Below are 16,101 nucleotides of genomic sequence, written 5' to 3' on the forward strand. Positions count from 1 at the left end.
GCTTGGGCTCGCAGTGCCTAGTATATTTGTACTTCAGTCTTACACAAAGCCTCATTAATGTGATTCCCAAGTCCACAATCCATGACTTGCTTTATGATAAATCGTGCACCTTCAACTGGATTTGTAACCCGGTTAATTAATTGAGTTACAACTCCTTCACTTGGATGGGTACTAAGTTCCCTAACTTTATCAAAAGTAGGCTCTCCTACGTCCCACAGTTCGTATGGATTGTTAAACACATTGACCGACTCCTGTTCCATATTCCCAATAACTTCCTCTTATTGAGAAACAAGAGAATTAGACAACCAAACGGAATGACCACCACGAATACAGCTGGAACCTGAACAGATGTCAGAGGCTTGTAGAGCAATGACACTATTATCATTGCCAGTAATGGGTGGCCAGAAAATTCAAGCGAAACCTTGTTTTTTCATATTCCAACCCAATCCTATTAGCTTGAATTCTTTAAACCGGCAGCGTGTCCTTTTGACCAGTACTCTGCATGATATTGGCTCAATTCCCTATGAGGATTCATACATTCCAGTCCACCTTATATAGTTTATGTACTCCAAGTCGCTCTTAGTTGTAATACGAGTCATACTTCTAATTCCAAATCGCTTAACCAGTAAATCGATTTATATTTCAGTAGTCTCATTCATATTTTCAGTTAGCTATTAAAGTACTCCTATGATGAGTTCTTCGACAGCTTTCCTTTGGGTGTAACAGAATACACTAACCCGGTGCTTTCTTTTACTAAATTATCCTTTTCCCAGGGAGTAATTTGAACTTCATTGCTATTCGATCTAATAAGACATAACTTAGCAGCTGATGGAGGGGTATTGTTGCCTACAATCAATGAAAACTTGAGTCCAAGGCATAAAAACTGATGATAACCGAACGGTTTTTTTGTATATGTAAGTGGTAGAACTGAAATACTTGAAGTGGACTCCTTACCTCTGCTATCTACCAAGTTAAAAACAATATAAATCCCTTCAAGACTTTTTTCATCTTCCTCTTTGAGGAATAGCCTGATTTTCTCTGCATAAGGACCGAGTTCAATTGACTTAAACCTATGATTAATGGAGTATCTCCAGAAAACACTTAGTGCAAAGTAACCCAATTGCTTTTTATCAAAACCACTAGGTAGAATTGCGACAGAGTTATTCTCACTTTTTTCATTTTGACGATAGTTATCCAATAAGGGGGTTGCTCCGTAATGCGAAAACGCACTCACATAATCCTCTTTTCGTGATAATTTCCCCTCACAAACGCTACACAACAAGTGACATTTTTGTTGAGTATTCGTCATAATCCCAATGTTTGTTTTTTTATCCAATGTGATAGGGGTACTTACGTTTTTATTTATTTGTCTATAAACCCACTTTGGCATGAGATGAGAGCCTTCCAACCTAATTACGTAATCCATACAAAGTCTACACTGATACTCCATTAAAACTCTCCCCATTAACATACCCCCACCCCTTGAAAGTATCTATCAATTATGGGGAAGGGAGAAGAACTAAGATTTTCCATAAAGGAAAATGCAATAACAACAAATAATTCTCCTAATATATTTACATCTTATATTTATTACTAGCTACCCATGAGAGCACACTTTCCATAACCGCTTTTCCTGCCCCATCAGCACTAGGGTATATGGTAGCTCCTGTTAAGCCAATTTTCGCACACAGATGACGCAAGCGAATACTTTCCTTAACAGGAACTGTAAGCTTCATTAATGGAGTGTTAGCAACATTTGAAAACTCATGTTCAAGACCAACAATATTAAACTTTTTACCTCGGCTGCCATTATGAGGATGAACAGTAAATAAACCTGATTGTGCAGAAAGGTGTGGAGTAGTAGAACCTGGAATAGTAACTATTTTTACTTTTGGATATAAAGATTCTTCTTCCTTATTTAACACCCAAAGTGCCAACTTGTCATCTTCACCCCAATTATTCATATTGGAAAGTGCACTGCTAGCAGCAAAATATATAGCTACATATGGATGCCTCGTCCAGTCTAACAACCTAGTAGGCACACCGTGATGTTGAGCCAGCCCCATAATTTCAATCAACTTATTATTAGGCCATAAATCCGGCCTGCGATAATACCTATGAATTTCTTCACCTTTAATATTCAGATGTCTTTCTCGAAATTCTATAGAGTCATTAGGTATTTTAATTCCAATCTGATCGCAATATGCAGCAAACGTCTCAAGTAACCTAAACTCAAAAAAGACTTGATCATCTGCGAAATGCTTTCCTCGCATTGCAGATGCGAGGACACCTGAGTCTTTTCTTAAGGCGGTCGGAACTAGTCCCCACTTAGCATTTGCTTGCCCACGATATAGTAACTTATGAGGTGGTTTAACCAGATCTCTAGTCGGGCTTAGTGCCTCCCAGAACTCATTAGCAGTCTGAAAATCAATTTCTTGATATGATTTATCCTCACCGGACTTCATAAATCCTAATCCCTTTCACTATGATAATTCCTCCCCATAAAACCATATTCCAATGATCTCCTTTCCTCCCATTTACGCGTGTTGCCCATACCCATCCCAAGTTAAAAGCTCACCTTTACGACACCAATATCGGGTATTAACTTCTTAAGTTTTCTTAACGTAATTATTTGGGATGGCCGCAGCTTATCTTTCACTTTAACTTCCCTCAAAAAAAGGCGCGCGTCATTTTTTCTCAGCGGCCTTTTATCTAACCTGTATCCGGTTACATCGGGCCATCCCTTTCGATACCTATAAGGGTCCTCTGCAAAGCATTTTGCAAGTTCAAACAAATTATTCATGCCTATTACTTCATATAAGTTACCAATGAAACTAGATGTTAGCCCAGGATATGTTTTTTCTAGTGAAGTATTAGGATAAATCCTATTAAAAGACCTAGTAACTGAATTCCTATTCGAGTCACTAATTCCCTCAAGCATAGAGTCGACCACACGCCTATTTCTACTTGATGGATCTTTACTGTCTACCAGTAATGCTTCGAGATATGGTGTTTCATTCGCTCTACATGCCTTGGATAGAAATGTCCATGAGGCACAGCGCATAAGAACAAGAAACTCTCCGCCTTCTAAGTTGATACTTTCAAATCCACTTTTTGAGTAATATTGACTTACAGATAGCTCTACCCTTTGATCAGCTTCTAGCCCTTCAATTTCTTCAAAGCTTATACCGAGATAGGCACATTGCTTGTAAATTTGCATCGATTGAATTGCTTTAACCTGCGCCAATTCGGAAAGGTCTTTACTTGCTTTGTTTACTAGTCTGAATACTCTCGCATAATTACTAAACTGAAGCGGTAATGTGTCTGTTGATGCTTCACTCACAAGACATTTACATAGCCAAGCACTCAAATTTCTAGGGAATGGGAAATCGACAGCATCCCAAAGACCGAATTCTGTAAGATTTCCCTGCTTGTCTAAAATTTTACTACCATAATAACTTGGGAAAATTTTACTTTGGCAACGTGCTCTTTCTAAGTCACCTTCTAGGAGGTTACTTACTAGTTGCTTCATTACTCTATTCACAAAACAATATCCCATTTGGGTAAGCTATAGACTTCGATGACTCCCTCCCATATCAGCCCGTTTCGTCACATTCTATTATTTACAGAATTGGTAGATCACGCTTGATAACGAACTCCTTGGATCTTCTTAATCTCAATACTTTCTACGTCAAGCTGGATACTGGGATTTAGTCCTTCTTCAGATGTAAGGGGGCCACCCTCAGTTTCCGAAGAAGGTATTTTTAATATAGAAATATCTAATTCACTACGAGGGTCGCTTGGATCTTCAGGGTACATATAAATGTCTAATTTATCTACTTGGTGCGTCATAATGCATGCGTGTGGAAAAAGTACAATATTTTGACATTCCAGTACCTCTTCTGATTCACCCTTTTCCTCAATCGTTACTTGTGAAGAATTAAACATAATACCGTCAAGTTTAATTTCTGCATGATTTGCTAGGTATTCAGAAACAACCTGTGTTAGTAAATACCCCCTTGCCTCTTCACCCGGCATTATTGGTCTTGATAACTCTTCCACCAGCTGCCCTAAGAAAGAAATCCTAGATAACCTCTCAGAGTAAGTTTGATCGAAAAAACTTCCAGGCAAGCACACATCTTGCAAAAGAGACAAGTCTAATACTCTTAAATCCCTTAAGGGATAGAATTGGCCAATTACAACATAGCTTCCTACTGCCGGACGTATTTCCGAGATACAAGTATTCGCATCTGTAGCACCATAAAAAACGGAAATTCCTTCAGGATTCATACGGCCAGCAGTTGCAAGCTGTTCTGGCGGAGATCCAAGAGAAACTGGTACTGATTTTATTATTTCGGGCAACTCTAAATAGGTCTTTGCTAACCTTGCACGAAAAATTCTTGTATTGGAGGATAAAACACGTATAACAGGACTACCTTCGGGCGTCTCTAAATCTCCCACTCCATGAAATAGGTGTTCGAGTGCTGCCTCTGCTTTTTTGTTAAAGAATCGCGCGTGGTGTGTAATTTCTTGACGAAGGGAATCCCAGCTTTCCTGGAATTCATAGTGTTTGATTGGGGCTCTTATATACAATGAATCTCCATCATATGGAGCAGGATCAATCAGTGCATCGCTACCCGCTGGTCCGAACTCCTCAAACAAGTACTCGCAAATCGCGCTAATAAGATCTTCATTATCTGATTCAAGCAGATCTCCAATAATATGGCTTATAGGATCTCCAGGCTGTTCCCAACGTCCCTCCCTTGCAAGGTATACATCAAAGCCCTCTGGTTCGGGAGATGTCATCCAGAAATGATTTTCAAATATGGTATGAATCTCTTTCGCCAATACTTCTAGTTCCATCGTTTGAGTGTCTTTAGAGCGGCAAAAATCACAGTCTGTGATAACCCCCTCATTAACCACTTGTTCTTGTTTGAACCTATCACCAATACAAGTCGAACACACATTACTCATTGTTGAATACCATATTTCCACCTATTCATCCGGATAATTCATTACTCACACACGACGCCATCACCATCTCTATCATTCATAAACTTATAGGCGGGATGTTCTCGCGTTACCGAAGCTAGGCCATGAGCACGCGCCTCCGCACAAGTGATTCGGCCATTGTCATTATCGTCATACATCGCGAGTACACTCCCTTGGTTTGTTATTGATGCTTCGATCTCACGATGATCTGATCTGGGAAAGAAGATCATTTCAAAGCTTTTACAACTATCTAGTACCTTCTCTAAAGCTTCAGCTTCACTTCGATTGACACTTAGATTATATTTGACCTTAATCTCAACGATCCGGTTTGCAAACCAACATTTATTCCTTTCTGGCATCCATTCTGCAGCGTCTAGCCCGCATTTTCCATTGGCTCCACACCGATTTATTTCAGGAGCGGCCAAAGTAAGATTCAGAGGGTCCGAAGCGAACTGCGCTCTTTTCTCTGCCGACGCTGAACATAATCCACTGTCATGGCCCTCTGAAGCTGCAACAATGTGCTCTATATCTGTTTCAGTATCAGAAACAAAATATCGACCGGTATATGGCCCGTAAATATTCCCTCCCATATTTTGTACGACTTCATCCTCAACAGTTTGTGAGTAGGGGTATTGAGCTTTCTTGTTATATGGAGAACACCGGTCTTCCGGCTCAACCACGAGCCCTCGCCAGCTTTGTTTTGCTGAAGCTGAAGAAATAACAACAAAGAAAATACAAAAAAATACTGTAAGACGTTTTGCGCCCGCTATTATTCGTATTGCTGTTTTATTCATATTCTCACCTAATCCAATACTGAGCTTATAGGGCGCACCCTGAAAGCATGAGTTGTAAAGTTAAAGAGCCTATGCGCCGGAATGTCGGTGCGGCAGGCTGTCCAATCTCGTTGTGTATCCGGCACGCCTGCCAGTTCATCTTCTGGAGCAATACAGGCAAACTCTAAATCCTTTCCGGCTAGGTAGCCATTATCAGGCCAACCGGATCTTCAGTGCTAGCTAGCTCGTTAACTTCAGTTGCACGATACGCGAATACGTTACCCACGACAAAACGAGAACCGGAATTTTTGGCCGTGAAACCAATCCATTTTTTTACCGTTTGGTCATCAATGGTTTCATCCGCTGTAGATGGGTTCACTCCAAAATAAGCGAATACATTTCCACCAAAATCATCTACTTTACGTGAAAGAATGTACCGATATTTATGGCACTCACTTAATGTAGCCCCCATATTCCCACCTAGTCCTTGCTGGTTAAAAGCTTGCTCCGACGCAGAGCGTTCTTCTTTCGCGTCGCCAGAGAAACCGTCACACCACTAGCTTTACATTGCTGGCATTTGAAGCCGATAGCAGGCGTGTGTGGTAGCTGAGTTATCATGGGTTCACTACAGAAATGGCATTTAACAGTCCTTCCATGATTATCCACTTGCTTGCCAAAATCCTGCTTACCCACCACAGGTCTACGTTTTGGCTCCTGGGCCGACTTATTTAAAATGGATTCTCTTTCCTGGTGAAAGGCTTTGATCAACTGTTCCGTATTTTCTACGAGTAGCCGGCGTTCTTCCTCTGTCAACTTTCGCGAGCAAACTCCGGTGTAAACCGCCTCACTTGAAAGCTGACCTTTATACAATATCCCGTAACATTTAGAGCCCAAAACCAGGATGGTTTTATCATCTTCTTCAATAACGTGAATCCGCTTATATACAGGTCTATTACACTCCTCTGCACAGCACCGAATAGATTGCCTTTTCTCAACCTCTACGATCGCCAGGAGCCTAGCCATGATTTATTCCCATATTACTGCTAAATCCTTGCTATCTGGCTAACACCATTCGCGTTTAGCCTTCTCAATAAACTTACTTTTAACTACGCTGATATGCTTAACTTTTACGCCTCTTTCTATCATGTCCCTCATATACTCGATTTCCTCATTAGACATTTTCTTATATGGCTTAAAGTCCTTTACTCGAAGATTACGATTAGCCTGATAAATAACTTTAAAATGTACGTCTTTTACTGCGCAACTTAAGCTTGAACCGCATTGAAGACATACACCTTTATCATCTGTCTCATCATAATCAGACTCCCACCAAATCTTTTTGCATTTTCCGGTACATGCTTTAGATGGAAGTTTACGATCCGACGAAAAAGAGACATGAAAAGGGCTATCTACAATAATCAATTTCCTATTCCCCTAGCGCTTTGGCCACTAAGTTATTTGTTGCCTTTTCAGCAAGCTTAAATACCACTTTCACTGTCTCTGATGGGCCAAGGTCTTTAAAGGTTGTTTTCAAAGTATCGATCACACCAGGCTTTGCAAGTGCAGCAGCGCAATCATGCCCAGATGCACACAACCTAATAGGTACACTCCAACAAACATAATCTTTAGCAGATGGATTGAACTTAAATCCAATATTTCTAGGATCACCTATTGAACCCTCAACAAAGCCTTGGTCCCTCAATATTTCCAGATGAAAGAAAAAATATTTCATTTCATCTGTTGTAATATCATTATATTCAAACATCGGAAAATCATAGATTGTAACTGTTGGGTCTTTTGCATTAAGGAACACCTCCAATACTTCTTTAATGTATTCGATATCTATTTCCATATTCCCACCTAGCTAATCAACTGTTTCTTAAATCAAGTAAATAGTTAATAGAACCCCATTTTACACTTTGTATAAGCACCTCTGGCCAGTTGGCAAGAGCTATACTCGTAATGTTATTACCATTGGCAGATTGCTCTCTGTAAACAAGGCGATTCTTCTCAAAAAGAGGGTTAGTTTTATGCATATAAGTAGGGATTCCACTACCCATGTTTCCACCAATATACAGACCCTGATGCGTATATCTATTTCTTACACTATAAAGCCACTTCAACTTTTCATCATCATTAGTATTAATATTGACCCAGTCTTTACTTTTCTGTTTGATTTTTGTTATTTCTATATTTGAAAGTAGTGCCGACCTCTGATCAGAATCTAGCCTGTCCTCAAAAAATCTAAAGAAAGCTGATCGCACACCATATTTTTTATTATAAAAAGTATGTAAATGCTCTGCTACTTGAGCTGAATCCAAATTTTCGTCTAGATTATCAATAACCGTTTTTCTTTCTTGTTTGGTTCTTTTTGCACTAAGCCACTTACCGAAAGCCATCCAATCTCTTGCCTGACCAAGCCTCTCAAAACAAGTCAACATTAAATAAGTTACTAGATGTTCATGATGATGCCCCATTCCTTTACAGACTTCTTCAGTATATAAATGACTTACCATGTCCAGCCTATTTGATATGGTGGAGAGAATATCTAAGGGGGTACGTTGAATGTATTCAGTATTATTATAATTTTCAGAACTGATTTCCTGACATAGAATATTTACCACTTCTATTATAAGCTTAAATTCTGCAAAACTTCCGAGGCCAAGTAAAAGCTTGTCAATATATCTTTCTTTGAAAGAATACTCTTCACATAAATAGATTCTATTATTTTCTATATCCTGTATTGAAAATCGGTCAGCGCCCTTAACTGGATATGCTTTCACATCATAGCTTTCTCTGGAAAGCTGTACGATATAAACTGGGGCATCAATTGTAAGATAATCTTCATTATAGCTACATTCGTATTGAAGATCTGAAAATACAAATATAAATGTCTTCTCTTCTACAATATTGACCATATTCCTACAATCTCCCTATATCTATTCTATTTGAATCAATATGCAGATTTGGCGATCTCTCGTATTTCATCGATATGAGACGCTGTGGATTTCTTAAGGGCCACAAACTCACATCTAATTCTCTTTTTATTGTTACCTTCTAGAACCCCAGTGCTTGCGTAACTAATCCCGTATTTTGGGTGCTCTGGCTTCCAGGTTCTTAGTTCACTAAGAATGATGATATGACCTGACTTAGTTTTTCCCTCTTCTCTCATCATCCCTGTTCTCCTGGGCATCCAACCCTTGCTTCCTATCAGGAGTAAATATATTATGTACCGCGTCATAGGTCAATATATTATTTACCCGCTTTGAAAAAAATTCTTACTCCTGACGAAATAATTGATCAAGTCAAAGATCGTTTAGGTCTCACTACCGATGTGGAGCTGGCCAACCTTATTGGCGTACAAAAACAAAATATCAACCAATTCCGTCAGGGGAAAGGTGGAAACCTGCCTTGCCGTCTTTTCACCGCCGTACTTGATGAAAGTCAGGCAGTTTCAACCCTAAACAAGAAGTCTTAAAGGCTTCCTTGATACGTTTTTCCCAGGGATCGATGTAAATAAGGGTCATTTCTGCCGTGGAGTGACCCAAAATGTCTTGAATCAATTGAAGGTCAAACCCCTTACGGTCCATCCAGCTTGCTAGGCTACGTCGCCCGCTATGGCTAGAACCGCCATGAATTCCGGCTTGCTTTATAAGGTCACGCGCAATGTTTTCGAGTGAACCACACACCAGAGTTGTTTTTATATTTCCATCGGCATCTGGGTATTTCTTGAAATTGAAAGATAGCTTGCGCCACTGTCTGCCTTTCAGAGATAGAAATACGGGACTATCTGGTGCAAGCCCACCAAAAGCCCCATCTTCACTAAGCATTACACGATCCTCTATGCGCTGCGCCCTAAGATCCTCTAGTGCAGCTCTCTGCTGTGGAACCAAAAGGTAGGCTTCCCTGTATTGGTATATGCTCCAGGCAGCCTAAAAGCTTACTTAAGCTCACCTGTTGGGTGGTATATATCCCCAATTTTTAGCTGTGCTACTTCATTGATCCTTAGTCCGGTACCAAATAACATCCAAATGAGAGCTACATTCCGTTTCCCTGTATTGCCACGCGAAGCTGCCCACAGGATATGAGCCAGCTGCTTAGGGTACTCCACGATCTCAGCCCGTCCTGAGCCGGTCACAGCGACTGACTTCAACCTATTCACAGGCCTAGTTCTAGCTCTAGCCATAGATGTCTCCTGATTATCACAAATCCACCATATCTCGTGCTTGTGATAATGGTAATTAATGTGCCATCTGATTATTTCAAAACTAGCAAAACCGGGGCTTCATGGGAATGTTTACTGGCAGACAACTTTGGCGGAGAAATCGGGGCACTGACACGTGTCAGTGTGTAAGTTTTTTAGGTTATCGGTTAGGAGCCTGAGGCAGCAAAACTCGGCCTGAGTACCGTGACCTTTGAAGTGAGTGGAGAGGAATAACCCTCTCCTTTTATTACATCTCTCCCCTATTCCCACCAACTGGGAAACTTATTGCCGTAGAGAAAAAAGAGTTAGCCTGTCCCCCCTCAACCACCAAGACCAGCTAAATTTGGTGAAGTTCAAAGCTGAAAAGGAATTGTTAACTACGGTTCAGCCCATCGCTCGATCACAGCAGAAGAAAGCAAAGATTCTATCACCCAGCGGAGAATGCCTTTTCAAGCAAAGGGGCGATTCAATATTGACTCCCACATACCCTGCTGGTACATTCTCAAAAATGGCATCGGGTAGCCTGCGGTTGGTGTAAGTGTCTCACCAAACAAAGCCCATTCTTCTAGTAATTTCCTATTACGTATTCCTCTAATTGGCTCTAGGCACTCTATCGCTATTATCCGTTAGGAGCACATGAATCCAGGAATGGCGTATGACCAATATTAAGCGTTTTTTACCTACAAAAAAATTTCATATTCTTCCGATCAAAGGACTCACACCCGCTGAATTGAAGTCGTCCGCTAAAGCGGCTTATCGAGATCGTGAAAAGCTTGGACATTCCTCACTATTGAATTTTCTAGCAAAGCAATTCGGAATTAGCGGTGGTTTTGCTGGATTTCTACATGAGTATGAGACATCGCTTAAGCCCTTTATGCTTCAACATGAGCTGTTACGACACACCGACTTACTGACGCCTCGCAAGCAACCGAAATTTGATATTCCCTACCTGAAGCTCAGCATAGAACAGGTATGTGGGCGCTTATTCGATTCAGGGTTAGCTTTGCCTAAACGTTTATTTACAGGCTACAACTTTGACTATAGGAGCCACTACGTTGATCCAGGGCGGGAGTTCCTACAGTACACGGATGCACATGGTGGCTACCACGACTTCGATAGTGAGATTCTCTTGAGGTTTGTCAAAAATGCTGAAACTCAACCTAACCCCCTCCAGAATGAGAAACCGCAGATAGATATAGTTGTCGGCGGTCTGTTAGCCCACTGTATTCAGCCCTCTTTCAACCTGATGGGAGATTTGCTGGTTTATCCTGCTAGCGATAGTCTGACACAGCCTGAGATCTACTGGCCACTTAAGGCCTGCCGAGAGGACAAAGCACGGCGTATTGAGTTGATTGAGCGCGTAGGTAAGCTATTTCGATCTCAGTTTGAAGCTGGTGATGAAGGCTGGGTTGAGGTCATTCCGTATAATGAGTCGCTAGTGTTTTTAAAGGGAACTAAAGGAGAATACGATTTCGTAATTCCCGGCTTGAGATCAATACCCTTTGAGCATCAAATTTACGCGCCTTATTTGAAGCGTGCAGATATCCCTAGCCAGATGAACGAAGAATATCATTTTCGGCGCTGGCATTACTTCGAGTATCGCGGGTGGCGTGAACGGGATGCACACCGTGCTGAGCAATTCTTTTATTCTTCAGGAGGCGATATTAGTTGCTATCCTGGATACTCGGGAGTTTTAAGTACCTACATGGCTTCCCATAAGAAGTATACACCAGGAAAAGTGCGGCACTCTTCTTCATCTTCTGCCGTCAAATTTTATCGTGTTCAGCTCGATTGTAAGGTTCTATATGTTTCTGACCTTATTTCTATCGACGAGATCACTCTTTTCTCAAATCGTAATGTGGACTATTTCAGATACCGCGATTCGATAAAAGAGTGTACAAAACCTGATGATTTGATACCTATGAATGACGATTGTACTTTACTCCCAGCAGCTGTAACTTGGTACGACGCCTGTGCTTATATGGCCCATTTTGAGTCAGTAAATAATCTGCCAGTACGATTATTGAAGACAAGTGAATATCTGACGATTCGTCAGCAGTGTGATCCTGATGCCTCTAACTACCTTAAAACTGAGCATCCAGGCGGCTATAGGAAATCGAAACCGGATGGACTACTAGAGTTTTCCGATCGCTCTGGCCTCAGCTATGGTGCTCACCCTCCGTATATGAAAGTAGAGAGGTTTGATAAGCTAATGTGCCATTACGCAAAACCGTTAGAGTACATCATCCACCCCTCCGGGTTACAGTTCGTCGATTCAGATAGCTTTGGTGAGTGGTTGTATGAAAATCCCAACGGTAATTATGCGGCCGCTGTTCGCTCGAAATCGCTACTATCAATGTTCGGCACCAACCACCTTGATCATGACTTATTCCCCGCATATAGCACTGGTAAGTATAAGCATGCCAAAATTGGCTTTCGTCTTTGCTATTTATCGTCCAAATGATTAAAATTTATCCGTTTTTAATCTAGGTTAAAAACTAGAAGGTTATACACTGCAAGTTGTACCCCGATTTTCTTTGTATAGCTTTGCCTGGCGTTGTGGGCGGCTGGCATCGGACACAAGCCCGGTGTCGCACCACCGGCTGCAGTGCCCTTATTGCTTCCAGCCTCCGAATTCTTTGTTACTTCGCCACAGCTTCCAACGCTGTTGAACACAACTTCAAAGTCGCACGATCGGCACCTGGCGAAGATCGGGCGTATAGGCCGGTGAGAGGTCCCGTTTGCGGTACCGTCTGGATGGTCACGCGCAACACAGACGTAGCGTTGGTTAATTATCCTTGACGGAAACTGCGAAACGATGCACGCAAAGAGTCTTTATATCGCGTTATTCAGGGGGGCAAGTATTTGCAGCATATCCGGCTCTTGGCAGGGGCCTAACCATAACAGTCGATAGTTTGTCTGACAAATAGTACTATCTTGAGCAAAAATTAACATTTTGGAGGTTATTCTATTAAGTCAGGTTTGGTTTGCGAGTTTTCCCCTATAGCTCTTCCTTGCTTTGTGTACAGTCACATAAGTTCAGTTAGTATCCAAATTTTACTATTCCAAACTCTGTTTATAGTCAGCATTAGTATTCAAAATTTATTGCCCCAACACATCAGGCATGAATGCAATCAATAAACCGCCCTATCTGAGCGTGATAGAGCACGATCTGACGCCTCTTATCGTTACTTCTCTCCCCTGAAGTTGCTTCAGATGAGTCATAGAACTGGGATCTATGACTCATTTACCGGTCGTTTTGTGAGTCATAGCCCTTACAGACCCTAACTACGACAACTTATGGGGGAACGAATACGCCAACTTATGGGTACACTCACATGTGATTTTTGCTTAAGACCTAGTGAAAAAATCAAACCACTGGGTACCAATCCCATTTCGCATCAAAAATACGTGATTTATCGTTGCTCGAGCAACTTTACTCGTTAAAAAATATATATTTAAAGTTTTGCCGATAAGCTGCGAAAGATCAGCTTCTTTTCTGGTGTAGTAACATCCACTCCTAATTTTGGAAATGAGTGCTCACTTTTTGCATCCCAAAGTTACAGTGAGGTCTTAATATATTTATCTCAAATGAAACTGACTTTTGAACTCATAAACCAAGTTTAAAGGAGGCAATAAGCTTAAAATTTTATGCACGTCTTAAGGAGTATAAGTCCGCCATGTTTCACTCTAGTACTTCATTAAATTGTGACAGATTATTTTGCATTGTAGTCAGAAGCTCTCTGCAATGCCCAATCTCCGGAGAAAATGCTTCTTCCAAACTTGTAATTTTCTGGCATAACCAACTGTTCAGCGTCGGCCATTCTTCTTTATTGTGGCCATTTGCTGAAATTTCTGTAAATACCCTGGAGCCGATATAACTATCCAGACGGTCCCACACCAAAGTATCACCAAAGCGCGACTCAATTTTATTCTTTTTAGAAAACAAAGAATCAAACAAATATTTATTTTCATCACGCTCTGAACGTCCTATGACAAATTCAGCCCGGATAGAGTCTTGATTCAATACAACTTGATAAGTCACCTTAGTCAAACCAGATCGCCCTCGGAGACTGTTCTGAGTCATGGCATTTGCATTATCAAATAACCTACAGTCACTTTCACGCATAATTTCAATGAACTGCTTCCAGAACTCTCGCCGTGTATGGTGGCGCTGAGCTAGCTCACGAGCATTGGTCTGCTCTTCCTGCTTCTTTTCTGCCAGACCGATCACATATTCCTCGACCTCTTTCATTGGTAATATCTGCTCTAGACTCAGGAATAATTGATCTCCTTTCGCGTAAGGCACAGCCTTAATACACTGAAGACGCAGGTTATGACGCATCAACCAGTGTGCGGTAGAAGTTACTTCACGACGAAAATGCGCAGCAACAAGAATGATGCGCTGCTCAGCATCAGGGTTCAAAATCAGCTCATCGAAATCCCTATCAGCAAAGAATTCCACTAATCGTTCCCGCGCACTTTGATTCTGCTCGCAACCTCTTTTATCAAGAAAACGCTGATAGATTTCTATGATCTGACTTTTTGTTAGGCTGGCGCAGTAGGACGCGTACTTTAGTGCTTGCCATACTACATCACGTCCAGAATCATCGAGTTTATTTTCAATAATTACTAAATGACCATGTTTATCCAGGGCAAGCAGGTCTAAGCGTTCACGAGTCTCATTAAAACCATCAAATTCTTTTTGAATAATAAGCAATTCCTCACCCAGTACTTCAGGATTGGCTGCTAACCACTCTTGCAGATGTTCGCGTTCACGGAAGCCTAAATCAGAAAACTTTTTCAACTTAAGTGGCTCGAGTCTATTAGTATTCCTGTCAATTTGATACATTGATAGACCTCGGTTTTGGATACTTAAGAAATATAAATGTGCTTATTACGCCTGGTAGCTGGTTACCTACGTATATGCCACTACAATTAACCCCAGTCTATCTAAGACTTATGAATCGCGGAAGTGATTGACATAGATAATTGCCATCGCAGCTTAATGACCTCATTCATAGACATCAATTTAGGTCTGTTAAACTCGATGATTAACTTCCATACACTTGGGTATAGGGAACTATCACTCAACACATAGGGAAGAAATAATGAAAGTAATAGCGCTAAAAACACCAGGCGGACTAGAAAATATTTCGGTTAGCGACATCGCTGACCCGGGAGCACCCGGCCCAGGCCAAATCCGTGTTGCAATTAAAGCCTCCTCCCTCAACTTCCACGATCTTTTGGTTGCCAACGGCGGTATTCCCACAGAAGACGGCCGTATTCTGATGTCTGATGGCGGCGGTATCGTGGATGCAGTTGGTGAGGATGTTACCGATTTTCAGGTCGGCGATTCTGTTGTGTCGTGCTTTTTCCCACAGTGGCCAGCAGGGACGCCTATGGCTTCCGTGGGTAACTTTGCCAATACGCCTGGTGACGGTATCGATGGGATGGCCGCTGAGTTTGTTGTGCGCGATCAGAGCGCTTTTACCCTTGCCCCAAAAGACTGGAGCCACGCTCAGGCGGCAACCATTACTACCGCAGGCCTTACTGCTTGGCGAGCATTGGTAGTAGACGGCAAGGTAAAACCTGGCGACACAATATTGACTCTAGGCACTGGCGGAGTATCTATTACGGTAATTCAGATTGCCAAAATATTGGGGGCCAAAGTTATTGTAACTTCTTCTTCCGACGAGAAACTGGAGCGCGCTAAAAAATTAGGCGCCGATCATGGCGTCAACTATCGCACCCATACACAGTGGTCAAAGAAGGTTATGGAGCTGACGGAAGGCAAAGGTGCGGACCATATTATTGAGCTCGGTGGCCCCGGTACACTAGAGCAATCGATCCATTCAGTCAGAGTTGGCGGCCATATTTCATTGATTGGTGTTTTAACGGGCCGCTCGGGAGAAGTGCCCACAGCACTATTGATGGCCAAGCAGGCCCGGTTACAGGGCTTGATCGTTGGAAGCCGTAGGGATCAACGGGAATATGTCACCGCATTAGAAGCCAACCAGATACAGCCAGTGATTGATAAGACTTACCCTATGGAGGAACTGGCTGCGGCATTTGAATACCAGGCCAGCGGGTCGCACTTTGGCAAGATCTGCGTCGAATGGTAATGGAGTA

At 41.8% G+C, this 16,101-nt stretch carries 15 protein-coding genes; 2 read left to right on the plus strand and 13 right to left on the minus strand.

Annotated features, from left to right (window positions below):
• Window positions 1-685 precede the first annotated feature (685 nt).
• From P0078_RS11570 to P0078_RS11625, 12 genes are all read right to left on the minus strand, one after another.
• On the minus strand, window positions 686-1,390 hold the full coding sequence (locus P0078_RS11570; RefSeq protein ID WP_282934481.1) for a hypothetical protein: 705 nt from the start codon (window positions 1,388-1,390) through the stop codon (window positions 686-688).
• 184 nt (window positions 1,391-1,574) lie between these two features.
• Window positions 1,575-2,465, minus strand: a complete 891-nt coding sequence (locus P0078_RS11575; protein ID WP_282934482.1) for an FRG domain-containing protein — start codon at window positions 2,463-2,465, stop codon at window positions 1,575-1,577.
• 101 nt (window positions 2,466-2,566) lie between these two features.
• A complete protein-coding gene (locus tag P0078_RS11580; protein ID WP_282934483.1) occupies window positions 2,567-3,544 on the minus strand; it encodes a VRR-NUC domain-containing protein in 978 nt (325 codons plus the stop codon).
• 95 nt (window positions 3,545-3,639) lie between these two features.
• On the minus strand, window positions 3,640-4,974 hold the full coding sequence (locus P0078_RS11585; RefSeq protein ID WP_282934484.1) for an RES family NAD+ phosphorylase: 1,335 nt from the start codon (window positions 4,972-4,974) through the stop codon (window positions 3,640-3,642).
• A gap of 41 nt (window positions 4,975-5,015) precedes the next feature.
• Window positions 5,016-5,786 (minus strand): excalibur calcium-binding domain-containing protein, encoded by a 771-nt coding sequence (locus P0078_RS11590; RefSeq protein ID WP_282934485.1) that lies wholly within the window; start codon window positions 5,784-5,786, stop codon window positions 5,016-5,018.
• Between the two features lie 178 nt (window positions 5,787-5,964).
• Window positions 5,965-6,237, minus strand: coding sequence for a DUF1643 domain-containing protein (locus P0078_RS11595; protein ID WP_282934486.1), 273 nt, complete (start codon window positions 6,235-6,237; stop codon window positions 5,965-5,967).
• Between the two features lie 8 nt (window positions 6,238-6,245).
• Window positions 6,246-6,788 (minus strand): hypothetical protein, encoded by a 543-nt coding sequence (locus P0078_RS11600; protein WP_282934487.1) that lies wholly within the window; start codon window positions 6,786-6,788, stop codon window positions 6,246-6,248.
• A 39-nt stretch (window positions 6,789-6,827) separates the two neighbouring features.
• Window positions 6,828-7,187, minus strand: coding sequence for a hypothetical protein (locus P0078_RS11605; RefSeq protein ID WP_282934488.1), 360 nt, complete (start codon window positions 7,185-7,187; stop codon window positions 6,828-6,830).
• A 4-nt stretch (window positions 7,188-7,191) separates the two neighbouring features.
• Complete coding sequence (locus P0078_RS11610; protein ID WP_282934489.1) at window positions 7,192-7,617, minus strand: hypothetical protein; 426 nt, start codon at window positions 7,615-7,617, stop codon at window positions 7,192-7,194.
• Window positions 7,618-7,633: 16 nt separating this feature from the next.
• Window positions 7,634-8,683 (minus strand): hypothetical protein, encoded by a 1,050-nt coding sequence (locus P0078_RS11615; RefSeq protein WP_282934490.1) that lies wholly within the window; start codon window positions 8,681-8,683, stop codon window positions 7,634-7,636.
• Between the two features lie 35 nt (window positions 8,684-8,718).
• Window positions 8,719-8,940, minus strand: coding sequence for a hypothetical protein (locus P0078_RS11620; RefSeq protein WP_282934491.1), 222 nt, complete (start codon window positions 8,938-8,940; stop codon window positions 8,719-8,721).
• Between the two features lie 247 nt (window positions 8,941-9,187).
• Window positions 9,188-9,595 carry a tyrosine-type recombinase/integrase gene (locus tag P0078_RS11625; RefSeq protein ID WP_282934492.1) on the minus strand — a complete coding sequence of 136 codons (408 nt, stop codon included), beginning with the start codon at window positions 9,593-9,595 and terminating at the stop codon, window positions 9,188-9,190.
• 1,029 nt (window positions 9,596-10,624) lie between these two features.
• On the opposite strand from P0078_RS11625, the gene P0078_RS11630 reads away from it, so the two are divergent.
• Complete coding sequence (locus P0078_RS11630; protein WP_282934493.1) at window positions 10,625-12,433, plus strand: hypothetical protein; 1,809 nt, start codon at window positions 10,625-10,627, stop codon at window positions 12,431-12,433.
• 1,221 nt (window positions 12,434-13,654) lie between these two features.
• Here the strand turns inward: P0078_RS11630 and P0078_RS11635 are convergent.
• Window positions 13,655-14,821: a DUF4268 domain-containing protein gene (locus P0078_RS11635; RefSeq protein ID WP_282934494.1), complete on the minus strand. Its 1,167-nt coding sequence runs from the start codon at window positions 14,819-14,821 to the stop codon at window positions 13,655-13,657.
• Window positions 14,822-15,080: 259 nt separating this feature from the next.
• Between P0078_RS11635 and P0078_RS11640 the strand changes: the two genes are divergently transcribed.
• Entirely contained in the window at window positions 15,081-16,094 is a 1,014-nt protein-coding gene (locus P0078_RS11640; protein ID WP_282934495.1) for a zinc-dependent alcohol dehydrogenase family protein, read from the plus strand.
• Window positions 16,095-16,101: the final 7 nt, after the last annotated feature.

Origin of the sequence: Microbulbifer sp. VAAF005 (assembly GCF_030012985.1) — a bacterium.
In the GTDB taxonomy this organism is placed as follows: Bacteria; Pseudomonadota; Gammaproteobacteria; order Pseudomonadales; family Cellvibrionaceae; genus Microbulbifer.